At 60.9% G+C, this 23,473-nt stretch carries 21 protein-coding genes; 7 read left to right on the top strand and 14 right to left on the bottom strand.

All coding sequences use genetic code 11. From position 1 onward, the window contains the following. Nucleotides 1-112 precede the first annotated feature (112 nt). The 5 genes from G5149_RS02835 to G5149_RS02815 all read right to left on the bottom strand — a co-directional run bounded on the left by G5149_RS02835 (nt 113) and on the right by G5149_RS02815 (nt 5,579). Entirely contained in the window at nt 113-1,087 is a 975-nt protein-coding gene (locus tag G5149_RS02835; RefSeq protein WP_005338411.1) for a PstS family phosphate ABC transporter substrate-binding protein, read from the bottom strand. 177 nt (nt 1,088-1,264) lie between these two features. Further along, nucleotides 1,265-2,560 carry a phosphate regulon sensor histidine kinase PhoR gene (gene phoR / locus G5149_RS02830; protein ID WP_337072559.1) on the bottom strand — a complete coding sequence of 432 codons (1,296 nt, stop codon included), beginning with the start codon at nt 2,558-2,560 and terminating at the stop codon, nt 1,265-1,267. An 8-nt stretch (nt 2,561-2,568) separates the two neighbouring features. Further along, nucleotides 2,569-3,258: a phosphate regulon transcriptional regulator PhoB gene (gene phoB, locus G5149_RS02825; RefSeq protein ID WP_042654001.1), complete on the bottom strand. Its 690-nt coding sequence runs from the start codon at nt 3,256-3,258 to the stop codon at nt 2,569-2,571. A 101-nt stretch (nt 3,259-3,359) separates the two neighbouring features. Further along, nucleotides 3,360-3,770, bottom strand: coding sequence for a VOC family protein (locus tag G5149_RS02820; protein ID WP_421211497.1), 411 nt, complete (start codon nt 3,768-3,770; stop codon nt 3,360-3,362). Nucleotides 3,771-3,899: 129 nt separating this feature from the next. Beyond that, on the bottom strand, nt 3,900-5,579 hold the full coding sequence (locus G5149_RS02815) for a sigma-54-dependent Fis family transcriptional regulator (protein ID WP_270904680.1): 1,680 nt from the start codon (nt 5,577-5,579) through the stop codon (nt 3,900-3,902). Nucleotides 5,580-5,815: 236 nt separating this feature from the next. Here G5149_RS02815 and G5149_RS02810 point away from each other — a divergent pair, with 236 nt between their 5' ends. Then, nucleotides 5,816-7,333, top strand: coding sequence for an aldehyde dehydrogenase family protein (locus G5149_RS02810; RefSeq protein WP_421211495.1), 1,518 nt, complete (start codon nt 5,816-5,818; stop codon nt 7,331-7,333). Between the two features lie 80 nt (nt 7,334-7,413). Here the strand turns inward: G5149_RS02810 and G5149_RS02805 are convergent, their stop codons facing one another. Further along, nucleotides 7,414-8,199: an AraC family transcriptional regulator gene (locus tag G5149_RS02805; protein WP_337072556.1), complete on the bottom strand. Its 786-nt coding sequence runs from the start codon at nt 8,197-8,199 to the stop codon at nt 7,414-7,416. Between the two features lie 103 nt (nt 8,200-8,302). Here G5149_RS02805 and G5149_RS02800 point away from each other — a divergent pair, with 103 nt between their 5' ends. Next, on the top strand, nt 8,303-9,202 hold the full coding sequence (locus G5149_RS02800; RefSeq protein WP_421211493.1) for a DMT family transporter: 900 nt from the start codon (nt 8,303-8,305) through the stop codon (nt 9,200-9,202). A gap of 81 nt (nt 9,203-9,283) precedes the next feature. Here the strand turns inward: G5149_RS02800 and G5149_RS02795 are convergent, their stop codons facing one another. The 4 genes from G5149_RS02795 to G5149_RS02780 are packed head-to-tail and all read right to left on the bottom strand — an operon-like array spanning nt 9,284 to nt 14,459. Continuing rightward, nucleotides 9,284-9,979, bottom strand: coding sequence for a response regulator (locus tag G5149_RS02795; RefSeq protein WP_421211491.1), 696 nt, complete (start codon nt 9,977-9,979; stop codon nt 9,284-9,286). A 3-nt stretch (nt 9,980-9,982) separates the two neighbouring features. Further along, a complete protein-coding gene (locus tag G5149_RS02790) occupies nt 9,983-11,551 on the bottom strand; it encodes an ATP-binding protein (RefSeq protein WP_204481211.1) in 1,569 nt (522 codons plus the stop codon). Between the two features lie 17 nt (nt 11,552-11,568). After that, nucleotides 11,569-13,119, bottom strand: coding sequence for an NAD-dependent malic enzyme (locus G5149_RS02785; protein ID WP_421211488.1), 1,551 nt, complete (start codon nt 13,117-13,119; stop codon nt 11,569-11,571). A 23-nt stretch (nt 13,120-13,142) separates the two neighbouring features. Then, complete coding sequence (locus G5149_RS02780; RefSeq protein WP_088869904.1) at nt 13,143-14,459, bottom strand: 2-hydroxycarboxylate transporter family protein; 1,317 nt, start codon at nt 14,457-14,459, stop codon at nt 13,143-13,145. Nucleotides 14,460-15,445: 986 nt separating this feature from the next. Here G5149_RS02780 and G5149_RS02775 point away from each other — a divergent pair. The 5 genes from G5149_RS02775 (at nt 15,446) to G5149_RS02755 (ending at nt 19,523) form a co-directional block, all read left to right on the top strand. After that, nucleotides 15,446-15,958: a MarR family transcriptional regulator gene (locus tag G5149_RS02775; protein WP_064337040.1), complete on the top strand. Its 513-nt coding sequence runs from the start codon at nt 15,446-15,448 to the stop codon at nt 15,956-15,958. A 1-nt stretch (nt 15,959) separates the two neighbouring features. Beyond that, nucleotides 15,960-17,015: an HlyD family secretion protein gene (locus G5149_RS02770; RefSeq protein WP_421211486.1), complete on the top strand. Its 1,056-nt coding sequence runs from the start codon at nt 15,960-15,962 to the stop codon at nt 17,013-17,015. Next, nucleotides 17,005-18,102 (top strand): DUF2955 domain-containing protein, encoded by a 1,098-nt coding sequence (locus G5149_RS02765; protein WP_236344792.1) that lies wholly within the window; start codon nt 17,005-17,007, stop codon nt 18,100-18,102. The genes G5149_RS02770 and G5149_RS02765 overlap by 11 nt, the downstream gene beginning before the upstream one ends. Nucleotides 18,103-18,265: 163 nt before the next feature. Further along, on the top strand, nt 18,266-19,021 hold the full coding sequence (locus tag G5149_RS02760; protein ID WP_005343874.1) for a substrate-binding periplasmic protein: 756 nt from the start codon (nt 18,266-18,268) through the stop codon (nt 19,019-19,021). A 145-nt stretch (nt 19,022-19,166) separates the two neighbouring features. Further along, on the top strand, nt 19,167-19,523 hold the full coding sequence (locus G5149_RS02755; RefSeq protein ID WP_005343872.1) for an MliC family protein: 357 nt from the start codon (nt 19,167-19,169) through the stop codon (nt 19,521-19,523). 56 nt (nt 19,524-19,579) lie between these two features. Here G5149_RS02755 and G5149_RS02750 read toward each other — a convergent pair whose 3' ends face one another. The 4 genes from G5149_RS02750 to nrdD all read right to left on the bottom strand — a co-directional run bounded on the left by G5149_RS02750 (nt 19,580) and on the right by nrdD (nt 23,110). After that, nucleotides 19,580-19,972: an energy transducer TonB gene (locus tag G5149_RS02750; RefSeq protein WP_005343871.1), complete on the bottom strand. Its 393-nt coding sequence runs from the start codon at nt 19,970-19,972 to the stop codon at nt 19,580-19,582. 175 nt (nt 19,973-20,147) lie between these two features. Further along, nucleotides 20,148-20,318 (bottom strand): YqaE/Pmp3 family membrane protein, encoded by a 171-nt coding sequence (locus tag G5149_RS02745; protein ID WP_005343870.1) that lies wholly within the window; start codon nt 20,316-20,318, stop codon nt 20,148-20,150. 64 nt (nt 20,319-20,382) lie between these two features. Beyond that, nucleotides 20,383-20,892, bottom strand: coding sequence for an anaerobic ribonucleoside-triphosphate reductase-activating protein (gene nrdG / locus G5149_RS02740; RefSeq protein ID WP_421211482.1), 510 nt, complete (start codon nt 20,890-20,892; stop codon nt 20,383-20,385). A 100-nt stretch (nt 20,893-20,992) separates the two neighbouring features. Further along, complete coding sequence (gene nrdD, locus G5149_RS02735; protein WP_421211480.1) at nt 20,993-23,110, bottom strand: anaerobic ribonucleoside-triphosphate reductase; 2,118 nt, start codon at nt 23,108-23,110, stop codon at nt 20,993-20,995. Nucleotides 23,111-23,473 lie beyond the last annotated feature (363 nt).

Raw genomic sequence — 23,473 nt, 5'->3', positions numbered from 1 at the left:
CCCGGCTGGCGGAAAAATATCCATCCTGCGCTATTAACAAAACTGACAGCCGCCAAAAACAAAACGAGCCCGCTTGGGGCTCGTTTTATCAGGGCATGCTGACTGCAGGCAGTTACATGATACCCAGCTTTTTCAGGTCAGCCTGTACCACCTTGGCCGGCACCGGCACGTAGCCATCTTTGGCAACGATGTTCTGGCCTGCTTTGGAGAGCATCATCTTGACGAACTCTTGCTCCATCGGGGAGAGCGGCTTGTTCGGATGCTTGTTCACATAAACGTACAAGAAGCGAGAGAGCGGATACTTGCCGGTGATGGCGTTATCGGAGGTCGCTTCGATGAAGGTCTTGCCATCCTTGGAGAGCGGTACGGCACGCACGCCGGAGGTGACATAACCGATACCGGAGTAGCCGATGCCGTTCAGGGAGGCAGAGACAGACTGCACCACGGAGGCAGAGCCCGGCTGCTCGTTCACGCCGCTCTTGAAGTCGCCGTTACACAGGGCGTGCTCCTTGAAGTAACCGTAGGTACCGGATACGGAGTTGCGACCGAACAGTTGCAGATCCTTGCTGGACCAGTTGCCGTCCAGACCCAGATCAGACCACTTGGTGGCAGCCTTGGCTTCGCCGCACTTGAGGGTGCTGGAGAAGATGGCGTCGATCTGCGGCATGGTCAGCCCCTTGATGGGGTTGTCCTTGTTGACGAACACCGCCAGGGCATCGACTGCAACGCGGATGGCAGTCGGCTTGTAGCCGTAACGCTTCTCGAAAGCTTCCTCTTCACCGGCCTTCATGGCACGGCTCATCGGACCGAACTGGGCAACACCTTCGGTCAGGGCAGTCGGGGCGGTAGAAGAACCGGCGGCCTGGATCTGCACGTTGACGTTGGGGTACAAGCGCTTAAATTCTTCGGCCCACAGGGTCATCATGTTGGCCAGAGTATCAGAGCCGACAGAGGACAGGTTGCCCGAAATGCCGCTGGTCGGTGTGTAATCCGGCAGGTCTTTATCCACACCGGCAGCCAGGGCGCTGACAGAAAAGAGGGTTGCTGCGGTGAATCCGATTACACCAGCCAGTTTGTTGAGTTTCATCCAATCTCTCCAAAGTTACAGAAGGTCCGTTCTTAAAACGGCGCCAGTATCTGACCTGGCAGTGACAAATTTATGGATTTAATGTGACACTTTAATGACATGGCAGCGCTTTTGTCTAAATGGCAAAGGGCTGCAAGCGCAGCCCTTCCCGTGTATCTAACACCTTGTCATAAAAGACTATTTAATCACCACCAGGCGACTCGGAATGAGAAAGCTGAAGCGGCTGCCAAGGCCAACCCGGCTCTCGATATCAAGCTGGCAGTCATGGTGACTCAAGGCATGCTTGACGATGGCAAGGCCAAGTCCTGAGCCGCCGGTGTGGCGGGAGCGGGCCTTGTCGACCCGATAGAACCGCTCGGTGAGCCGCGCCAGATGCTCGGGCGGGATCCCCTCCCCCTCATCCTGCACCGCAAATAGCGCCATCGCCCCCTGCTTGCGCCACTCCACGCTGATTTTTCTCCCCGCAGGGGTGTAGTGGATGGCGTTGTAGACCAGATTGGAGACGGCGCTGCGCAGCTGCTCCTGATCGCCACGCACCAGGAGGTTGGGCTGCACCATGAATTCGATCTGGTGAGCCCGCTCCCCCGAGAGCGCCCGCGCCTCCTGCTCCAGCAGCCCCAACATGGCGGGCATGTCTACCAGATGGGAAAGATCCACGCTCGGAGCCGCCTCGATGCGCGACAGGGTGAGCAGCTGATTGACCAGGTTGTCCATCCGGATGGTCTGCTCCATCATCACCCGATGCGCCTTGGCCCACATGGCGGGCGGCGGCGGCTCCTCGGTCATCTCCAGATAGCCCTTGAGCACAGTAAGCGGGGTGCGCAGCTCGTGGGAGACGTTGGAGACAAAGTGTTTGCGGGTCTTTTCCAGACTGCGCAAGCGGGTGACATCGCGCACCACCAGCATCGCCTGATCGGAGGCGTAGGGCATGATGCGAAACTCGAGAAACTTCTCCTCATTGACCGGAGAGTGCATCTCCAATGGCTCGTCAAAAGCCTGTTTCGCCAGATAAGCGGTAAAAGCCGGATTACGGATCAGGTTGCCGATATGCTGGCCGGCATCTTCCGGCCAGCGAAAACCGAGCAGTTGCTCCGCCAGCCGGTTGCACCAGAGGATGCTGCCATCATCGCGCAATACTACGGCCGCGTCAGGCAATGCCTCGGCCCCTTCCCGAAAACGGCGGATCAGGCCCGCCAACTCGCGGCGCCGGGCGCGGTGGCGCTGCTGCAACTTGTAAATGCCATTGAAGATGTGCTCCCAACTGCCTTTTCCGTTGGGAGGAACCAGACTGCGATCGTGCCACAGCCAGTCCGACAGCCGCTTCTGGAAACGGTAATGCCAGCCAAGATGGAGCAACGCAGCGACCAGCAGAGTGAGCGAAAGGTGATCAATCAGCCAGCCAACCAATGCGAAAGGCGCATAAAAAAATGCCACTCGCCACAACTGTCGCCGCCAGGCGTAGGGTTGCAACATAACAGCCTCTAGAGACGGGTTGAGAAGCGATATCCGGCTCCACGCACCGTCTGGATCAATCTGTCGTGCCCTGTCTCTTCAATCGCCTTGCGCAGGCGACGAATATGCACATCCACGGTTCTGTCCTCGACGTACACATTGGTACCCCAGACATTATTGAGCAGCTGTTCACGGCTGTAGACCCGCTCGGGGTGAGTCATGAAGAAGTGAAGCAGCTTGAATTCGGTCGGCCCCATGTCGAGCGCCTTATCTTCGGCACTGACCCGGTGGGAGACAGGATCGAGTTTCAGCCCCTGCACCTCGATCACTTCGTCCACCGAAGTGGGCGACACGCGACGCATCACTGCATGGAGGCGGGCTGTCAGCTCCTTGGGCGAGAACGGCTTGGTGATATAGTCGTCGGCACCAGCCTCCAGACCACGCACCTTGTCCTCCTCCTCGCCGCGGGCGGTCAGCATCACCACCGGGATCTGGCGGGTCACCTCATCCTGCTTGAGCTGCTTGATGAACTGGATACCACTGCCGCCCGGCATCATCCAGTCCAGCACGATGAGTTCGGGGTAGGGTTCGCGCACCTTTGCCAGTCCATCGGCGTAATCTTCCGCTTCAATCGTCTCATATCCCTTCTGCTCCAACACGAAGCAGAGCATTTCGCGGATCGGTGCTTCGTCCTCGACCACCAGAATTCGCTTAGCCATTCCCTTCTCTCTCCTCTGTGAAGATGGGTGCGCCAATTATTAGAATTTTCTGTGACACTTTTATGACTTTATGACAGGCGGGATGATAAACGTTTTCAGATTCAGTTGGCAGCAGTGCGTTGCAACAAGTCCCAGCGGTTGCCACTGATATCCTCAAATACCACCACAGTGCCATACGGCTCGTCGCGGGGCTGTTCACAAAAATGAATACCGTACGCCTGCATGCGCTGGTAATCCCCCCAGAAATCAGTGGTCTCGAGGAACAGAAATACCCGGCCGCCCCCCTGCCGGCCGATGGCGGCCTGCTGCTGCGCATTGGCCGCTTGCGCCAGCAGCAAGGCTGAACCCGGGGCCCCTTTGGGGGCAATCCGCACCCAGCGCTTGCCCGGTTTGCCCGGCTCGTCGAGCGGAGTGTCTTCCAAGAGCTCAAAGCCAAGTCCCTCGGTAAAAAAAGCGATGGCTTGGTCGTAATCAGCCACCAGCAGGGTCAGCGCCCCTATGTGTTGTGACATGGCAGAAAATCCTCAACGGATGAGTCAACGGGCGCAATGCCCCGGCAAGGGCGCATCATAGCGGCTGGATGGGCAGGGCTCCAGCCGTCATGTGCGTCTTGAAAACGACCGGTGAGGGGGAGTGAGCACTCAAGGGGCTTCGCGCAGTGTCCGGTAGAGGGTGGTGCGGCTGATCCCCAGCTGGCGCGCGGCCTCGCTCACATTGCCGCCGCATGCCGCCAGCGTTTGCTGCACCTGCCGCCGGGTTTGTTCACGCAAGCTGGTCGCCTCCCCCATCGGCAAGACGCCGGGCTCTGTGGCCACACTGGGCAGATGCAGGTGGGCGGGTTCTATCCAACCCAACCCCTCTGCCAGCACACAGGCCACTTCCAGTGCCTGCTTGAGCTGGCGCACGTTGCCGGGCAGCGGATGGGCCAGCAGCTGTTGCTCCGCATCGCGGGTCAGACGCAGGGTCGGGTCCATCTCCGCCAACAGTCGCTGGATCAGCCCCAGACGCTCAACGGCAGGCCAACGGCGCAGCGGCATCAGCTGCTGGCGCCAGCCGCAGATCCGGTAATAGAGGTCTTCGCGAAATGCGTCACTCTGCACCATGGCCGCCAGATCCCGGTGGCTGGCACTGACCAACCAGAAATCCACCGCCTCCGGCTTGTGACTGCCAACCGGCGTCACGCTGCGCTCCTGCAATACCCGCAGCAGTCGGGTTTGAGCATGCAGCGGCAGTTCGCCAATTTCATCGAGCATCAGCATGCCGCCGTGGGCTGCGCGCAGATAACCCTGACTGCCCTGGCTGCGGGCACCGCTGAAAGCCCCGCCCACATAGCCAAACAGCTCGGCTTCCACCAGATCTGCTGGCAACGCGCCACAGTTGACGCACACCAGTGGCTGATCCCGCCGACTCGATGCTCGGTGCAGGGCCCGCACCAGATGCTCTTTACCGCTGCCGGTCTCCCCCTCGATAAGCAGCGAAATGCCGCGCTCCAGCATCTTGAGCGGCACCTGCTGCGGATGTGGCACCGGGCTTGAGTGACCCGGCAGCGCGGTGCAGGAAGATGTCGCGTCCGTTTCTGGCACCAGCCGCAAGCCACGCCCCTCGCGCAGCAGTTGCCTGCCATCGAAAGGATGCTGACCGAGCCAGAGTCGGCCTGCCCGGTTGGCGCCGAGCAGTTCCCCCTCCTCTCCCAGCAACAGGCGAGCGGACCAGAGGCTCTGGGGATCGAGATCCACCAGCCAGCCCGGCTGACGCGCCAGCAGTGCGTTTTCGAGGGTCATCGCCAGCAGCCGCACCGTGCCCAGCATATCGCCATCGTGATGGGCCGCATCGGTGGAGATATCGAGCACCCCGAGCAATTGCCCATCCGACCCGAGCAACGGGCAAGCACTGCAACTAAGGAAGCTGTGCTGGGCGAAGAAGTGCTGATTGCCGAGCACCTGCACTTCGCTCTGCTCGGCCAGCGCGGTACCGATGGCGTTGGTACCCTTGCTCGCCTCCCCCCAGCGGGCGCCACTGCGCAAAAAGATACGCTCGGCATGGCGGGCGAACCCCTCATCACCACTGGCGGCCAGAATGGCCCCCTCACCGTCACACAACAACAGGCGACAGGGGCGACCCGCCAGCAACTGGGCAAACAGCGGCAGCACAAAGCGCTGGAAGCAGGCGATCAGCCCCCTGTGCTGCTCCTGACGGGCCGACAGCTCCCCCTGGGGCAGCAAGTCCAGATCGGCGCTCTGCTGGCGGCTCAGCCCCTGATACAGGCAGCGCAGCCAGGAACGCTGGATCGGACCGGGACCGGGTTGAAGTGACTCACTCATCACGCCTCCTGTTCACAAACAGCACGACTGTCTCGGCCACTGTCCAGAAACGGTACAGTTTTATCGCAATAGCCGTGGTCATTGGTTAACCAAGATACGCCGCCACACCCCATTTGATAACGTTTTTGTAACCTTTTGCCTGCTGGTCAGACCCTTTGGCACGCCCCTTGCGATATCAGCTGCCAACCGGTCTGTCAGCCAGTCCGGTCAGGATCACACACATAAAGGATGATGAGATGATTTATACCGCTCCCGGTCAGGCAGGTGCCCTGGTCAGCTTCAAGTCCCGTTACGACAACTTCATCGGTGGTGAGTGGGTGGCTCCTCGCGCCGGCCGCTACTTTGAAAACATCTCGCCGGTGGATGGCAAAGTATTCTGCGAGGTCGCTCGCTCCGACGCCGCCGATATCGAGCTGGCGCTGGATGCCGCCCACAAGGCGTTCACCAGCTGGAGCAAGACCAGCGTCACCGAGCGCAGCAACCTGCTGCTGCGCATCGCCGATCGCATCGAACAGAACATCGAGGTGCTCGCCATCGCCGAAACCTGGGAGAACGGCAAGGCGGTGCGCGAGACCCTGGCCGCCGACCTGCCGCTGGTGGTGGATCACTTCCGCTACTTCGCCGGCTGTATCCGCGCCCAGGAGGGCTCGGCCGCCGAGCTGGACCAGAACACCGTCAGCTACCACTTCAAGGAGCCCATCGGGGTGGTCGGCCAGATCATCCCGTGGAACTTCCCGCTGCTGATGGCGGCCTGGAAGCTTGCCCCTGTGCTGGCGGCCGGCTGCTGCAGCGTGCTCAAGCCCGCCGAGCAGACTCCGGTCACCATCATGCTGATGATGGATCTCATCAAGGACATCCTGCCTGCCGGGGTGGTCAACGTGGTCAACGGCTTCGGCGCCGAGGCAGGCCAGGCGCTCGCCACCAGCAACCGGATCCAGAAGCTCGCCTTCACCGGCTCCACCGAGGTGGGTGCCCATATCCTGCGCTGCGCTGCCGACAAGCTGATCCCCTCCACCGTGGAGCTGGGCGGCAAGTCCCCCAACATCTACTTCGCCGACGTGATGCAGCACGAGAGCAGCTACATCGACAAGGCGGTGGAAGGGATGCTGATGACCTTCTTCAACCAGGGCGAGGTGTGCACCTGCCCCTCCCGCGCGCTGGTGCAGGCCAGCATCTATGACGACTTCATGGACAAGGTGCTGGCCCGCGCCCGCACCATCGTCCAGGGCAACCCCCTCGACACCGCCACCCAGGTCGGTGCCCAGGCGTCCCGCGAGCAGTTCGACAAGATCCTGAGCTACATGGAGATCGGCCGCGGCGAAGGGGCCAAGATGCTGATCGGCGGCGGCCCGGCCAAGGTGAGCGGGCTGGAGGGGGGCTTCTACATCCAGCCCACCATCTTCTCGGGTCAGAACAAGATGCGGGTGTTCCAGGAGGAGATCTTCGGGCCGGCGCTCGGGGTCACCACCTTCAAGGACGAGGCGGAGGCGCTGGCGATTGCCAACGACACCCAGTACGGGCTGGGAGCGGGCCTGTGGACCCGCGACAGCAATCTGGCCTGGCGCATGGGTCGCGGCATCCAGGCCGGCCGGGTCTGGGTCAACTGCTACCACGCCTATCCGGCGCACGCGGCATTTGGCGGCTACAAGAAGTCAGGGATCGGCCGCGAGACCCACAAGATGATGCTGGACCACTACCAGAACACCAAGAACCTGCTGGTAAGTCACGACATCAACCCGCTCGGCTTCTTCTAGCGCGAGCAGATACCATCAGAAAGGGCGCCTGCGGGCGCCCTCCTTGTTTTGCTTCATCAGATGACATGTCCGGCAATTTGTTATCTGCCCGACTGTAGGCGATAACGCTGGGGGGAGCAGCCCAGCTCCCGGTTGAACATGGCGATAAAGGCCGAGGTGGAGCCGTAACCGAGCCGCCAGCTGATCTCCTGAATGGGCATGTCCCCCTTGAGCCAGGCCAGCGCCTTGAGCAACCGCAGCCGCGCCCGCCACTGACCGAAGCTCATCCCCAGCTCCCGCAGGCAGCGCCGCGCCAGGGTGCGCTCTGTGGTGTGCAGTTGTCCGGCCCACTGGGCCAGAGTTCGGGGATCGGCAGGATCGCTGTGTAACGCCGCCAGCATGGGAGCCAGCAGCTTGTCCTGACTCATCGGCAGGTAGCTCTCCTGACAGCGGGTGCGCGCCAGTCGCTCCACCAGCAACTCGGCCTGGCGCTGATCCCACTCATCCGCCATATGGCTCACCCGCCGTTCGCAAAAATCGCTCAGCAGGGCGCGAATAAGCGGGGTGAGCAGCAGCAATCTGGGCTCTGGCGGCAGCTTGGCCGCCAGCTCGTGGCTGACGTAGATGGAGGTGTAGTCGAGGGTCTGCTCGTTGTAGGAGGTGTGGTCGAGATCCGCCGGCACCCAGATGAGGTAGTCAGCCGGCGCCACCAGCCGGTGATCGTCCAGCACTATCTCCATCACCCCCAGGCTGATGAGGCTGAGCTGGCCCCAGGGGTGGCTGTGGGGCGCACATGCGCTCTCGGCCTGGATCTGCTGATAACGCAGATAGAGCGGATTGGGCTCTGGCAGATGCAGGTCCGTCGGATGGTAGTGACGTATGGCCATGGCGAGCGGATTGTCCTTTGCGCGGGATGATTTGTCAGTTTTACGTTACTTGATATCAGAAAGACAAGGGTAGACTGGTCACCTCGATAATAAGGAGTCTTTGATGCGTATTTTCTACCCGCTGATGTTTCCGCTGCTCGCCGTGCTGATCTGGGCCACCAATACCGTGGTGTCCAAGGCCGCCGCCGATGTGCTGGATCCCGCGGCTATCTCCTTCTACCGCTGGGTGATCGCCGCCCTAGCGCTGACCCCCTTCTGTCTGCCCACCCTCTGGCGGCGACGCAGTGAGGTTCGACCCTGGCTCGGCAAGCTGCTGGTGCTGGCGGCCCTCGGTATGGTGCTCTACCAGTGTCTGGCCTACTACGCTGCTCACAGCACCTCGGCCACCAATATGGGGGTGATCGGCTCCCTGATTCCGCTGCTCACCCTGCTGCAAGGGGCGCTCTTCTTCGGCCAGCGTCCCGGCAAACAGGCACTGCTCGGCATGAGCCTCTCCCTGTTCGGGGTGCTCTGGCTGCTTGGCAAGGGCGAACCACTGGCCCTGCTCCACAACGGCATCAACCCGGGGGATGGCATGATGTTGCTGGGCTCCGCCAGCTACGCCCTTTACGGCCTATTGATCCGCCGCTGGCACCTGCCGTTTGGCCCCTGGCTCAACCTCTATGTGCAGATCCTGCTGGCGGTACTGCTGCTGGTGCCGCTCGCTCTCAGCGCAGACTCGATGGCGGTGCCAGCCGAAGGATGGGGACTGGTGCTCTTCGCCGGGCTTGCCTCCTCCCTGCTGGCGGCTTACTGCTGGATGCGCGGCCTCGCCTGCATGGGCGCCGAGCGCACCTCGGTCTTTATGAACCTGATGCCGCTCTGTACGGCGCTGATCGCCGTCGTCGGCTTGGGCGAGCCGATCCACGGCTACCACCTGCTAGGTGGCGGGCTGATCCTGGGCGGAGTGATGATCTCCCAGCTGAAAAAGCGTGTCCCACTGCCGGAGCGCAATGCAGCCTGACGGGCAACATGCCAAAAACAACAAGGGAGCCGCTGGCTCCCTTGTTCATTTCTATCGTGTTCTGGCGACTGTGAACCAACTTCACCCCGCCCGGCGCCAGCGGTAGCGCCGCTCCGGCCGCCCCCGCTGACCGTAGTTGAGATCCACATCCACCCGGTCTTCCGACTCCAGATATTCCAGATAGCGGCGCGCCGTGGTGCGGCTGAGGGAGAGTCGCAGCGCCACCGTGTCGGTGGAGAAGACACTCTCCGGCTCACCCGCCAGCAGATCCAGCACCTGACGCAGGGTGATGCTGTCGATCCCCTTGGGAGTGACGCGCATCTCCTTGATCTGGGAGCGCCCTCCCTTGCCCAGCAGCTTGTCGAGATCTTCCTGCTCCAGCCGACCCCGCTCGCAGAGGCGGCTGTGCAGTTGCAGGATCTCGTCCAGACTCTGCTGGATGCGAAACAGCCGCAATGGTTTGATGACGTAGTCATGAACCCCCAGATTGAGGGCCTGCTGGATCGTCTCCACATCCCGCGAGGCGGTCACCATGATGACATAGGCTTCGCGGTTGTGGCTACGCAGGCGGCTCACCCACTCAAGGCCGGAGCCATCGGGCAGGGAGACATCCACCAGCAGCAGTTGGGGCACCACACCGGCCATCATGGTATCGGCCTGGGCCAGGGTGCCGGCCCGCCCCAGCAGGGAGAAACCGGGTGTCGCCGCCACCAGTTCTGACAAGATGGCACCGATCCGATCGTCATCTTCAATAACAAGCGTGATTATTGGGTCCATGGCTCACATTAATTGGTTTTTATTCAAGTAGATACCAAACAGGGTGGTCTGCTCGGCGGTTCGCCGCCATTCTATCACACCCTCGTGCCGACCCACGGTCTCCTTGACCAGGAACAGACCCACCCCGTGATCGCCGCTCTGGCGACTCACCCCGTAATCGAACAGGTGATCGGCCAGCTCCTCGTCGACCCCCTCACCGCTATCCTCCACCTCGATCACCAGTCGCCGCCCCACATCGCACAGGGACAGCAGCACCCGCGGCGGCCGCTGCTGGCGGTTGCGCCAGGCCGCCTGCAGGCCGTTGTCCAGCAGGTTGCCAATGAGGGTAATGAGATCGGCCGAGACCGAGGCCGGATACTCCGCCAGCGCCGAATCGGGATCGAGTTCCAGGGTCACCCCCAGCTCGCGAGCCCGGCTGAACTTGCCGAGAATCAGCCCCGCCACCGGCTTGTTGTCGATCAGCCGCAGCAGCTCCTGCAGCATGGTCTGGCACGCTTCGTTCTCCTGCTGGATCAGCTCCACCGCCTGATCCACATGGCCCAGCTGCAACAGGCCGGAGAGGCTGCTCAGCTTGTTGGCAAACTCGTGGCTCTGCATCCGCAACATCTCGGCATACTGGCGCAGGTGGGTCACCTGCACCCCCAGACTGGCGGCCACCTCCGGACGGCTGAAGATCAGCAGCCGCCCCGGCGCCTTGCCCTGCACCGCCTGCCAGCGGCCAACGAAGGACTCCCCCTGAATGGTGAAGCTCACTTCCCCACCCTCCTGCTCCAGACAGGGGGCAAGGGGCGGCACCAGCTCCGCCAGCGACTGTCCCTGCAGGGCGTGGCGCCCGGTAACCGGCAGCCGCAGCTGATAGCTGGCGGTGCTGTTGATCATGTTGATGTTGCCGCGACCATCAAGGGCGATGACCCCTTCGGTGATGTGCTCCAGCACCAGATCCTGCAGGGTGAAACGGCGCACGATTGCCTCCGGCTCCAGATCGAGCAGAGTCTTGCGCAGCAGGTATTGCACCCAGAGTGCCAGCAGCAGGCCGCACCCCAGCACCGCAACGATGGCGCTGATGAGCAGGGCTACCCGCTCCATATAGATGCCCTCCACCTGCTGCATCAGATAGCCCACCACCACGGCCCCCATGACGCGCCCGTCACCGCCCACCACCGGGGAGAAGCAGCGGATCGCCGGCCCCATGGTGCCCCGATCCTTGGAGCAGTAGCTGCGCCGCTCCTGCAGCGCGGGCCAGATATCCTCGCCGCGAAACTTCTGCCCCACCAGCTCGGGGTTGGGGTGGCTGAGGCGGCGACCATGCTCGTCGGTTACCACCATATAGGTGGCGTCGGTGCGGTTGCAGACCGCCTCCACATAGTCGCGCAGGGTAGGGTCACGGCCCTGACGCAGGGCCTCGACCACCCGGGTGTCCGCCGCCATCACCCGTGCCAGATCGCTCCCCTTATCCTGCAGATTGCTCTCCAGCAGATGGCGGATAAAGAGGGCCAGCAGACTGCCCAGAATGAGGATCAGCAGCAGGGAGAGCCCGAGAGAAAGGGTGACCAACTGGTGGCGAAGTTTCATGCACATACCTTAAAACGTCAGGACGCAGCCCAATAGTGCGGATGCCACCAGGTCTGGTCAATCAAAGGAGCCGGATCGCCGACAAAATCGGCCAATCCTTCCTCGCGGGCGCAGAGCGCCACCGCTCTGGCGACGGCGCGGGCCACCTCTCCCACCTGTTCGATGGGGGGTAGCAGCCGACCCGCCACCAGCGGATAAGCGCCGACTGCCCGCACCGCAGCCAGCAACATGCCATCGCTGATGCGGCGCGCCTTGACCGCGCAGGCCCCGAGACCAATCCCCGGGAAGACATAGACGTTGTTGCACTGGGAGACCACCCGCCGCTCCCCCGCCAACGTCACCGGCGCAAAGGGGCTGCCGGTGGCCAGCAGAGCGCGGCCATCTGTGGCGGCCCACACCTGCTCGGGGGTGGCCTCGGCGCTGCGGGTCGGGTTGGAGAGTGGCAGGCTCACCGGCTGCTCGCACACCTCCCCCATCGCCTGCAACACCTCGTCAGTAAAGAGGCCGCCCTGACCGCTCACGCCAATCAAGACCGCCGGGCGCATCTGGCGGATGGTCTCCAGCAGCGAACTGCTCCCCTCCTCCACGGCGCGGGCAAACGGCTGTTGGGCGCGAGTCAAGTTGGGACGATCGCAGCAGACCACCCCATCCTGATCAAACAACCAGACGCCGTCGTGACTCCCCGCCAGCTGGGCCAGCATGGCGGCGATGCCGCAACCGGCAGAGCCCGCTCCGACGATCAGCACCGGGGCATCACTGAGGGTGGTCCCCGCCTGTTGCAGACCGGCCAGCACGCAGGCGGAGGCGACCGCCGCCGTGCCCTGAATATCGTCGTTGAACATGCAGAGCTCATCCCGATAACGGGTCAGCAGATTGGCGGCGTGCTTGCCGGCAAAGTCTTCAAACTGCAGCACCACCTGCGGCCAGCGCTTGCGAATGGCGGCCACCACCTTGTCCATGAAGTGGTAGTAGCTCTCGCCGTCGATGCGCGGGGATTGCCAGCCGAGGTAGGAGTCATCCTCCAGCAGCTCGGGATTGTTGGTGCCCACATCGACGCAGAGCGGCAGGGTGCGCGCCGGATTGATGCCGCCGGCAGCGGAGTAGAGCACCAGCTTGCCGATACAGATCCCCATGCCGCCGATACCGAGATCGCCAAGCCCCAGCACCCGCTCGCCGTCGGAGATGACGATCACGTCCACCTCCTGCTCCACCGACTCGAGGATGTCGTCAAGATCATCCCGGTCGTGCCAGGAGAGGTAGAGGCCGTGGCTGCGCAGATAGAGATCGCTGTGGCGCTGGCACGCCTCCCCCACCACCGGGGTGTAGATGATTGGCAGCAGCTCCGGCAGGTGGTGACGCACCAGATCGTAGAACAGCACCGGGTTGTCCTCCTGCAGCTGACGCAGCAGCAGATGCTGGTCAAACGGACTCTGCATGGCGCTGACCAGTCGGTAGATCCGGCGCCGCTGCTGGGAGAGGGACTCCTCCTTGTGGGGCATACGCCCCCGCACGCCCTGACGCTTGCGTTCTGCATAGGGCAGGCTGGTGCCCATCATGATGTCGTTCATTTTGTTTGTTCCTCAATCCGGTATCAGGCGAGCAGGGAGATAAGAGCAGTAGCCAGGATCAGCATCACGGCGCCGCCAAGACGGGAGGATATCTGGGCAAAGGGCATCAGCTTCATCCGCTGGGCCGCCGAGAGCACGGCTACGTCGCCGGTGCCGCCCATGTTGGCCATGCAGAGCCCGCCGGTGATGGCCGCCTCGATGGGATAGAAACCGATCATCCGGCCCACCAGCGCCGCGCCGAGGGCACCACCGATCACGGTGACCATGACCAGCACGAAGTAACTGATGGAGAAGGCGCTGATCAGCTCCGGAATACTGGTGTAGGCGACACCGATCCCCACCAGCAGGGAGGGAGTCAGGTTGCTCACCACAAACTGATACCAGTCGGCTGCCGCCTGCTCATAACGGCGCGGCAGCAGGCCACTCACCTTGATAAAGGCGACCGCCAAAATCATCAGGGCGAAGGGGTGCATCGGGATAAAGTTGCCAAGCAGGGAGCCCAGCACAAACATGCTGGAGCTGATAAAAAGCCCCATACCCAGACTCTGCAGGGTCGGCGCTTCGGCCTGCTCATCGGCAATGCTCTGGCTACTCTCTTTAACCATCAGCTTGCCGTTGCCAGTCAGGGAGGGGTAACGGCGACCGAGCCGCGCCAGCAGGGATCCCACCAGAATGGCCAGGGTATTGGCGATCACCACCGCCGGTACCATGCGCGACAAGAGATCCGCACTGGACATCTGCATCGGGCCGGAGAGGATCTCCACCAAGGGCACCGCACCGGCGCCCATGCCACCGCCCATGATGGGCAGGCCGATCAGCAGCACCGCATTCTTGAAGCCATACCCCATCAGGGAGCCGACCAGCCCCACACTCAGCAGTGCCAGCGCCACGCCGCCAAGAATGACCGGCAGGTAGCGCATGGCGGCATTTTTCAGCAGCGCACCGCTCATGCCGAACACCGAACCTGTCACCAGACTGGCGATAAAGAAGTTGAGAAAGCCCCCCTCCTTCATGAAGTTGGTGATGACCTGCCCCGCCTGCACCGGCAGCAGCTGATATTCGAACAGGGCGGCGCCGCCGAAGATGGCGAGGATGGTGCCGCCCCCAAGATATTCACGGATTGGCATGATCCGCTCACCCAGCTCGGTCAGCAGGGTGCCCAGCACGAACATCAGCGCCAACGCACCGACCATGCCCAGCGGCAACGAGCCATTCCAGCCGGAAAAGAGAACACAGGTCGCCAACCCCAGAAATATAAAGAGCGGCATACCGGCAATTTGTTGGCCGCCCATAAAGGCGGCCTTTTCTTGTGTGGTTTGTAGGGGTGAGAGGTTTTTCATTGTTATGTACTCTGCGTGTGATTGTGGCCGCTACTTTATTGATCCCCCTCTCCCCTGTCGGTTAGCCAGACTGCAAAGCCATATAAAAACATTAAAAACTTAAACATCATGGTGCCGCCAACGTGCGCAGCACAATAGAACACCAGACATCCGATACCCGACCAAGTCAGGAAATAGGGTGATAAAACGAGCGACCATAATGGCGGATATTTCGGTGATCAGCAGTAATAACGATGCGATGATCTCCCCCCTTCGGGGAAATAACAGAGCCAGATGACAAGCTCTGCGACCATTTATCGCCACAGATCCTGTGAGTGATAATCAGCGGGCAATGTCATCGCCATAACGCGAGTGCCACGGCATGCCACATCAGGGTTTGAGTCAGCATATAGGAAGCTCTCACGATGAAAAAGGGTGAGGAGAAAGATGCAAAAAGGGGAGATTGAAATAGTGATGAGTCAAGCCAGCGAATACCAGAGCACTGGCTTGAACTCACAAGGATCACACACGGTCAGGTCTATTCTGCCAACAGCAATGGAATATTGGCGGGGTCAAAATCATGACTGATATCGGTACTTCTGATTGCGCCTTCCCGATTCACGCCATGGTGTGACTCTGCACCATATTCCCCATCACTCAACAGCGCTTCAATTGCCAGATACACACATCCACTGTCATATCCATCCACAACCCGTTTCCCCCTTGTTTTATAACCCCATCAATATTAGCGGATAAAAAAAGAGCTGCTCGCTGAAGCTGAAAATTTCATGAAAATAACCACCGGATATCCTCCATTCACGGCGCAATATCCGAATCGGCAAGAGAGCCTCGAGTGGATCAGCCCCGAGAATAATATCAGGGGCTCGAATGCTGCTCGCCCTCACCAACGAAAGACCCGACCAGAAACATGATCAGTATCACACTATTTACTTAGCCTGCTAAACAAGTATGATACTTAGCAGGCTAAGTAGATTGAGGATGAGAAGATGACGGATCTGGAAAGGTTGCGCGAGCTGTCGCTCGCCGAGCAGATAGCGCGGATGCACCGGCTATGGCGTACTGCCGCCGATCTGGAGCTGGCCCCCCTTGGCCTCACCCATCCCCGCTGGACCGCGCTGTGGAAGCTCTCCCGCATGGGGAGCCATGTCAGCCAGAAGACCCTGGCCGAAGCCCTCGAAATAGAACTGCCCTCCCTGATGCGCACCCTGGGCCAGCTGGAAGAGCAGGGACTGATTGAGCGCCACTGCTGCAGTCAGGACAAGCGGGCCCGCATCGTCTGCGTGACCCCAGCTGGCCAGACCCTGCTCGATCAGATCGCCGACCGCATCATGAATATTCGCCGGGAGCTGCTGGGGGGAATCGACGAGCAGACCCTGCAGCTGTTTGAAGCCACGGTGCAGCGGATCTCGGCCAACGCCCTCAGCAAAATTGAACAGCACCACGACCGACAAGCCGGAGGCGATACAAGCCCTCCCGAGACCGACACAGAGAGAGAATAAGATGACCCCGGATCAACAATTTACCCGCTGGATCAAATGGTCCATGGCGGGCTTTGCCACATTGTTTGCCTATTTTCTGATAGCCGACCTGCTGATGCCCCTCACCCCTCAGGCGATGGCGACCCGGGTGGTCACCAAGCTGGCCCCCCAGGTGAGCGGCAAGGTGATCGAGGTCGCCGTTCACAACAACCAGCAGGTCAAGAAGGGGGATCTGCTGTTCAGGCTGGACCCGGCCCCTTTTGAACTGGCAGTGGAGCAGGCCCGCCTTGCGCTGGCGCAGGCTGAGCAGCAGAACAGTGAACTGGATGCCGCCCTGACAGCTGCTGTTGCCGAGGTCAACGCCAAGGAGACGCTGGCCAGCCAGAAGTGGCGCGAGGCTGAGCGGATCGATGCACTGTACCAACGTCACATGGTTTCGCTGCAACAAAAAGATGAGGCTGACAGCGCCCTGCGCAGCGCTCAGGCCAACCTGCGCGCCAGTCAGGCCAAACTGGCCCAGCTCAAGGCCAGTCGTGGCGTGACCGGTGAGGACAATCTGTTGCTGCGCCAGGCCCGCAACAAGCTGGCGCAAGCGCAGCTGGCCCTCTCTTACAGCCGGGTCCATGCGGATCAGGATGGCACCATCACCAACCTGCAGCTCAAGCCGGGCAGTATCGCCAGCGCGGGCAGCCCGCTGCTGGCGCTGGTGTCGGAACAGGTGGACGTCATTGCCGATTTTCGGGAGAAGAGCCTGCGCCATGTTGGCGCGCAAACCCGCGCACTGGTCGCCTTCGATGGCGAGCCGGGTCAGCTCTATCCTGCCCGGGTGAGCAGTCTGGATGCCGGGGTAAGTGCCGGTCAATTTGATGCCAATGGTCGACTGGCGGCGCCGGTGGAGTCGGATCGCTGGGTACGGGATGCCCAGCGGATGCGGCTGCACCTCGAGCTGGAGCAGCTCCCCGACCATCTGCCAGCCGGGGCGCGGGCCACGGTACAACTGCTGCCGGACAATGCCCTGACCGCCATGCTGGCACGGGGCCAGATCCACCTGCTCAGCCTGCTCCATTATGTCTACTAACCACGCCACTCACCCGTCGGCCAATACCGTCCCAGCACACCCCGTCGGCGGTGCTGCCACTCACCTCTGGTATCGGCCCCTCACCGGCAACGAGCTGCGCCAGTGCCTGCGTATCGCCTTTGGCTGCACCACGGGCTTTCTGCTCTGCAAGCTGTTTGGCTGGAATTACGGGGTCTTCTATACGGTCACGCCGGTGCTGCTGCTGGGAATGGTGCCGGTGATGAATGGCCATGCCGCACGCCAGCTGATCGCGGCTGCGGTGGTCTGTGGGGTGGAGGTCGGGCTGCTGGGGGGGCTGTTTGGCAGCCATCCGGCGCTGATGACCCCTATCGCCTTTCTGCTATTTCTCTACCGCTTCGCCGCCATGTCGCGGGGCAGCCTGTTTCTGTTCGGGGCCAACGGGGTGCTGAGCCTCAGCATCATGCTGCACTTTGCCAGCTATCCGCAGACTGACCTCAACGACCTGATCCTCAACAATATCTGGGCGAGCGTGCTATCGGTGCTGATCGCTTACCTGATGACCATGCTGATCCCGGATGTGGAGGCCAGACCCAAGCCCGCCTCGGTCCCCAAGGCGCCGCACCGGATGCGCCATGAAGCCCTGCTGGGGGCCACGGTGGCTACCCTGTCGTTTCTGGTCTTTCAGGTGTTTGACCTGCGCGACTCCATGTCTGCCCAGGCCACAACCCTGCTGGTGCTGTTCCCCATGCACTGGAACGGCGCCCTCAGTTATGCCCGCAAACGGGCGATGGGCACCTTGCTGGGGGTCACCTTCGGCCTGCTCGGCCAGCTGCTACTCTATGACTGGTCGGGGCAACTGTTGCTGGTCGCCCCGCTACTGTGGCTCGGCGCCATGTTGTTCAGCCATGCCCACGTCAAGGAGGCAGGCGGCTCCGGGGTCGGCTTTGGCGCCCTCACTACCCTCGGCATCCTGTTTGGCCAGTACCTCACCCCGGGCAACGATCTGGTGTTCAGCGCCCTCTACCGCGTGAGCAGCATCCTGTTTGCCATCGTGGTCACCCTGCTGGCCTGCTACCTCGTCCATCGGCTGCTCAACCGCTTCGAGGCGACCCGCTTCGGTTATTGATTTCCTGTTGTAAGCACTGTTGTCAGCCCATGGATGAGCTCTCTTTCGCCCCGTCGCCTACCGGGGCGTTTTTTTCTCTCCCTTATTTACCTCCCTCCTGCCGCCACGGATCAGCGCAGAAGTGTAGCTATGCTTGTAAAGCTGCAGTCGATGAGGTGCACCTATGATTCCGTGGTTTAAAAAATGGTTGGTGTGTCTGCTGCTGGCGACCAACCCGCTCGGGGCTACCCCGCTTGTCATTGGTGCCGAAGATGACTGGGCCCCTTATTGCGAGCGCGACAAGGAGGATGGCCAGCCTCACGGGCTGGCGCCAGAGCTGGTCAAGGCGGTGTTCGCCGCCGAAGGGATCGAGATTGTCTTTCGCACCCTCCCCTTTGCCCGCTGTATGCACGATGCGAAAAGCGGCAAACTTGCGGGGTGCTTCAACGCTACCATCACCGAAGAGAACCGCTACCAGTACCATTGGCACGATACCCCCATGTTCGAGGAGGATCTCGCTATCTTCGCCCTCGCCAGCGAACCGCAACGGGATCTCAAGCTCACCTCGCTGGAGGGTAAACGGGTGGGCATCACCCTCGGTTACACCTATCCCACCGATTTTATGGAGAACCCCAGGATCACCCGCTTTCAGGCCAAATCCGATGCCCAGATCCTCGAGATGCTGGTACGCGGCCGGGTCGACTACATCCTGATGAACGGCATGCCGGGCTACCTCAAGATCCAGCAGAAACAGCTGACCGGCAAGGTGGTCAAGGTTGGCAAGCTCTCCACTGATGGCTTCTGGCTCGCTTTCTCCCGCAACACACCGCAAGGGGAAGCGCTGGCCAAACAGTTCGAGCAGGGATTGCAGAAGATCAAGAACAATGGCACCTATGAGACGCTGATCCGCCAGTTTGAAACCAGGCTTGGCCTGCACTGATTGGCGCAACCTTGTTGCTAGTGACATCCCCTCATACTCGTCCGGTATGCCGGACAGCCAGCGACGCACCGAATGGCCTTCATGATTGCACAATGGGGGTAACCTGTTAGGCTCACCCCCGTATGACACCAATGGAGCTGTAATCATGAATAAGGCATATATGATGGCCGCTGGTGCACTGACTCTCGGCCTGCTCGCTGGCTGCAATCAGGGCAATACTCTCTCCGTCACCGGTGGCGAACCGGTCAGTTACCAATGCGAGCAGGGCAAGAGGGTGCAGGTGCGCTACTTCTCCCTCTCCGACGATAGCCTCAACTTTATCAAACTGTCGCTGCCGGACGGCAAGGATTACACCCTGCCCCAGGCCATTTCAGCCTCCGGCGCCCGCTATACGGACGAACACGAAGCCGTCTGGTGGAACAAGGGGAATGAGGGCTTTGTCGAGCTGCGGGATCAGGATGGCGAGTGGCAGACTGCCTACGACAACTGCAAACAGCAATAAACGTGACCCCGGCCTGGCCGGGGTCTCTCTTTCTCTGGCATCAGAGTGGTGGGGGATCAGTTGATCTCGATCTCGAAGCGGTTGGTTACCTCGACCGGGATGGCATCCGGGTTGCCCTCTGCCGGGCTATAGCGGATCCGCGAGAGGGTCGCCAGCGCGCTCTGCTCCAGCTCGCCGGGAGGATCGGCCGCCACCACTTCCGGCTTGACCGGCGTGCCGCTGGCATCGATTTGATAGCGAACTTCCACATATCCCTTGACCGGTTTGGTCGGCAGGGTGGGCTCATCATTGTCAAACCATGACCATTGGCTCTGCTGGATCCAGTAGCTTGAAAGCTGTTCGAGGGGAATAACGACCGGGGCACGCTCGCGTGCCACCTCCTGACGGGATGAGCACCCCATCAACAGCATCACTGCCAGACCGGACCATACTGCGACTTTCCACTTCATGTAACGCTCCTTGTTCTTTGCCGGTACTTGTTACCGGACTGCGGGAGATCGACTCGCTTCCCCTTGGGCAGTGCCCATCCTAACGAAAAAGTATTCGTATGAACATGAACAAAAGGGCCAACCCCGAGAGGTAGGCCCTTTTATCGTCAATGAGCTCATTAGCCAGCGCCAGGTATCAGCCGCGCTTGTCGCTCACCACCAACCAGAGTGCATGGACCATGCCCGGCAGACCTCCCAGCAGAGTCAGCACAATGTTAATTAAAAAGTGCAGGCTAAAACCCACCTGAATAAAAGCGCACACAGGGGGCAGAAAAATGGCCAGCAAGATCTTGAGCAGATTGTTCATCCCGGATCTCCTTTTCAATAATGTCGTCGGGACAGGAATGGGCTAACCATAAACATACCGGACTTCAACTGCAAACCAGACAGGGGATCCGCTCACCCGCATCACGCCAGGCGTTGAGGTCGTGGATCTGCTGATTGCTGCTGCCACGCCAGAGCAGGCCCGGGTCTGCCAACTCCTTTTCAAACTTGCCATCCACCAGTACATCCAGCAAGGCAACCAGCTCGCGCTGGGCCTCTGACAGCTCGCCGAGCAGATAGCCGGTCCAGCACCAGATGTCCTTGCCCGGACACTCGGTGCGTACCCGTTTCACCAGCGCCAGCACGTGGGACACGTTGGCCGGGTGGAGCGGATCGCCGCCGGAGAGCGACAGACCTCGCCGTTTGATGCGGCTGTCGTTGAGATCCGCAATGATGCGATCGCTCATCGCCTCATCAAACGGCTTGCCGCCATCGAGCCGCCAGGTGCTCTGGTTGTAGCAACCTGGGCACTGATGCTCGCAACCGGAGACAAACAGGGTGGCACGGGTGCCGGGGCCGTTGATCACATCGACCGGGTAGTATTGGTGGTAGTGCATCGCTTGTTTCCTGCCTCGTTCACGGGACAGCGGCATAGCTGCCGCCCTCCAATGAAAATGGCCCCTTGAGTCAGGGGCCAGCTCTTCATTGCCCGTGCGCTTACATATGTTTGACGCGGCGCTTCACCTCTTCCTGCTTGCCCGCATTGAAGGGGCGCGCATCCGGGCTGCCGAGGTAGCCGCAGACACGGCGGGTCACCGACACCTTGGCGGGGTCGTGGTTACCGCAGCGTGGGCAGGTAAAGCCCTTGGAGGTGCACTCGAACTCGCCGGTGAAGCCGCAGTCATAGCACTCGTCAATGGGGGTGTTGGTACCGTAGTAGGGCACCTTGTCATAGCTGTAATCCCAGACGTTTTCGAGCGCTTCCAGGTTGTGCTGGATGTTGGGGTACTCGCCATAGCAGATGAAGCCGCCGCTGGCGATGGGCGGATAGGGCGCCTCGAAATCCAGTTTGTCGTACGGATTGACCTGCTTCTCCACATCGAGGTGGAAGCTGTTGGTGTAGTAACCCTTGTCGGTCACACCGGATACCACGCCAAACTCCTTGGCGTCGATGCGACAGAAACGGGTGCAGAGGTTCTCGCTCGGGGTGGAGTAGAGGCTGAAGCCGTAGCCAGTCTCCTCTTTCCACTCATCGATGGCCGCCCTGAGACGGGCGATGATGGCGATGGCCTTCTGTTGCAGCTCGGCGCTGTCAAACAGGTGCACCTTGTCACCAAACAGGGCGTTGATGGTCTCGTGAACGCCGATATACCCGAGGGAAATGGAGGCGCGACCGTTCTTGAAGATCTCGCTGACGTTATCGTCCGCCTTCAGCCGCACGCCGCAGGCCCCTTCCATATAGAGGATCGGAGCAACCCGCGCCTTGACGCCATCCAGACGGGTGATGCGGTACATCAGCGCCTTCTTGGCGACCCGCAGGGAAGCATCCAGACGATCCCAGAACTCCGCTTCATCACGGGATTTCAGGGCAATGCGCGGCAGGTTGAGGCTCACCACCCCCAGGTTGTTGCGACCTTCGTGGATGAGCTCGCCATTCTCCTCGTAGGCACCGAGGAAGGAGCGGCAACCCATGGGAGTCTTGAAGGAGCCAGTCACCTTCACCACCTGGTCGTAGTTGAGAATATCCGGGTACATCCGCTTGGAGGCACACTCCAGCGCCAGCTGCTTGATGTCGTAGTTGGGATCACCCTGCTTGTGGTTGAGGCCATCCTTGATGGCGAACACCAGTTTCGGGAACACGGCGGTCTTCTTGTTCTTGCCAAGGCCGGCGATGCGGTTGCTGAGGATGGCGCGCTGGATCATCCGCGACTCCCAGCTGTCCCCCAGGCCAAAGCCGAAGGTGACGAACGGCGTCTGACCGTTGGCAGTGTGCAGGGTGTTGACTTCGTACTCCAGCGACTGGAAGGCGTCGTAACACTCTTTCTCGGTGCGGGCCATGGCGTAGGCTTCCACATCGGCAATGCCCCACTCTTCGGCCACTTCACGGTGCTTCTGCCAGCTGATGGTCACATAGGGGGCCAGCACTTCGTCGATGCGGTTGATGGTGGTGCCGCCATAGATGTGGCTCGCCACCTGAGCGATGATCTGGGCGGTCACGGCCGTGGCGGTGCTGATCGATTTCGGGGTATCAATCTCCGCATTGCCCATCTTGAAGCCGTGGGTCAGCATCCCTTTCAGATCGATCAACATGCAGTTGAACATCGGAAAGAAGGGCGAATAGTCGAGATCGTGGAAGTGCAGATCACCGCTCTCATGGGCCTGAACCACATCACGGGGCAGCATGTGGCTGGTGGCATAGTGCTTGGCGACGATACCTGCCAGCAGGTCGCGCTGGGTCGGGATCACCTTGGAGTCTTTATTGGCATTCTCGTTGAGCAGGGCAGCGTTGGTCTGCTCGACCAGACCGCGGATCTCCTGTGCCAGACGGCCGCGGGCCTCGCGAGCCTGATCCCGATCGTGACGGTATTCGATGTAGGCACGGGCGATGGCCTTGTCATCGGAGGCCATCAAGTGGTTTTCAACCAGACGCTGGATCTCGTGAATATCAACTTCACCACGCCCATCCAGCTCCTGACTCACTGCGCTTGAGATACGCTGTGCCAGTGCCGGATTGGCCTGATTGACCGCCTCCGCCGCACGGCTGACCGCATCGCTAATCAGCTGGGCATTGAATGGTGCGCGACATCCGTCACGTTTGATCACAACCGGTTTCATGAATTCTCCCCGTTAAAAGGCCAGGCATCTACCTTTGGCTCACCCTTGTTGGCTCCCCTCCCGGCATCTCGTCCTGGACGCAAATAAATTCAGCCGAGGCTTGACAAGCCTGGGCTGAAGATAGGAAGGGAACAGCTTGTACACAGCTTAATAACACAACATATAGAGATCAAAAACGAATGCATCCCTATATATGGTGTCTATTAGGCACCAAAGCACAGCGAAATTTCTTGATCCAGAACAGGTTTTGCAGCGAGCGGGACAGTTCACGACCAACCCAAAAAAGACCCAATAAAATCCATCTCCAAGCGTGATACGGGCTGGCGTCCGATCCACCCACCCGAAAAAAATTGCCTCCCGCCG

Source organism: Aeromonas sp. 600479 (genome assembly GCF_049175515.1).
In the GTDB taxonomy this organism is placed as follows: domain Bacteria; phylum Pseudomonadota; class Gammaproteobacteria; order Enterobacterales; family Aeromonadaceae; genus Aeromonas; species Aeromonas veronii_A.
This window is presented reverse-complemented; position numbering and strand designations above follow the sequence as displayed.

What these genes read in the sequence shown, in the direction of transcription:
- G5149_RS02835 (WP_005338411.1), bottom strand. Translation starts at nt 1,087, where the DNA reads ATGAAACTCAACAAACTGGCTGGTGTAATCGGATTCACCGCAGCAACC.
- phoR (WP_337072559.1), bottom strand. Translation starts at nt 2,560, where the DNA reads ATGTTGCAACCCTACGCCTGGCGGCGACAGTTGTGGCGAGTGGCATTT.
- phoB (WP_042654001.1), bottom strand. Translation starts at nt 3,258, where the DNA reads ATGGCTAAGCGAATTCTGGTGGTCGAGGACGAAGCACCGATCCGCGAA.
- G5149_RS02820 (WP_421211497.1), bottom strand. Translation starts at nt 3,770, where the DNA reads ATGTCACAACACATAGGGGCGCTGACCCTGCTGGTGGCTGATTACGAC.
- G5149_RS02815 (WP_270904680.1), bottom strand. Translation starts at nt 5,579, where the DNA reads ATGAGTGAGTCACTTCAACCCGGTCCCGGTCCGATCCAGCGTTCCTGG.
- G5149_RS02810 (WP_421211495.1), top strand. Translation starts at nt 5,816, where the DNA reads ATGATTTATACCGCTCCCGGTCAGGCAGGTGCCCTGGTCAGCTTCAAG.
- G5149_RS02805 (WP_337072556.1), bottom strand. Translation starts at nt 8,199, where the DNA reads ATGGCCATACGTCACTACCATCCGACGGACCTGCATCTGCCAGAGCCC.
- G5149_RS02800 (WP_421211493.1), top strand. Translation starts at nt 8,303, where the DNA reads ATGCGTATTTTCTACCCGCTGATGTTTCCGCTGCTCGCCGTGCTGATC.
- G5149_RS02795 (WP_421211491.1), bottom strand. Translation starts at nt 9,979, where the DNA reads ATGGACCCAATAATCACGCTTGTTATTGAAGATGACGATCGGATCGGT.
- G5149_RS02790 (WP_204481211.1), bottom strand. Translation starts at nt 11,551, where the DNA reads ATGAAACTTCGCCACCAGTTGGTCACCCTTTCTCTCGGGCTCTCCCTG.
- G5149_RS02785 (WP_421211488.1), bottom strand. Translation starts at nt 13,119, where the DNA reads ATGAACGACATCATGATGGGCACCAGCCTGCCCTATGCAGAACGCAAG.
- G5149_RS02780 (WP_088869904.1), bottom strand. Translation starts at nt 14,459, where the DNA reads ATGAAAAACCTCTCACCCCTACAAACCACACAAGAAAAGGCCGCCTTT.
- G5149_RS02775 (WP_064337040.1), top strand. Translation starts at nt 15,446, where the DNA reads ATGACGGATCTGGAAAGGTTGCGCGAGCTGTCGCTCGCCGAGCAGATA.
- G5149_RS02770 (WP_421211486.1), top strand. Translation starts at nt 15,960, where the DNA reads ATGACCCCGGATCAACAATTTACCCGCTGGATCAAATGGTCCATGGCG.
- G5149_RS02765 (WP_236344792.1), top strand. Translation starts at nt 17,005, where the DNA reads ATGTCTACTAACCACGCCACTCACCCGTCGGCCAATACCGTCCCAGCA.
- G5149_RS02760 (WP_005343874.1), top strand. Translation starts at nt 18,266, where the DNA reads ATGATTCCGTGGTTTAAAAAATGGTTGGTGTGTCTGCTGCTGGCGACC.
- G5149_RS02755 (WP_005343872.1), top strand. Translation starts at nt 19,167, where the DNA reads ATGAATAAGGCATATATGATGGCCGCTGGTGCACTGACTCTCGGCCTG.
- G5149_RS02750 (WP_005343871.1), bottom strand. Translation starts at nt 19,972, where the DNA reads ATGAAGTGGAAAGTCGCAGTATGGTCCGGTCTGGCAGTGATGCTGTTG.
- G5149_RS02745 (WP_005343870.1), bottom strand. Translation starts at nt 20,318, where the DNA reads ATGAACAATCTGCTCAAGATCTTGCTGGCCATTTTTCTGCCCCCTGTG.
- nrdG (WP_421211482.1), bottom strand. Translation starts at nt 20,892, where the DNA reads ATGCACTACCACCAATACTACCCGGTCGATGTGATCAACGGCCCCGGC.
- nrdD (WP_421211480.1), bottom strand. Translation starts at nt 23,110, where the DNA reads ATGAAACCGGTTGTGATCAAACGTGACGGATGTCGCGCACCATTCAAT.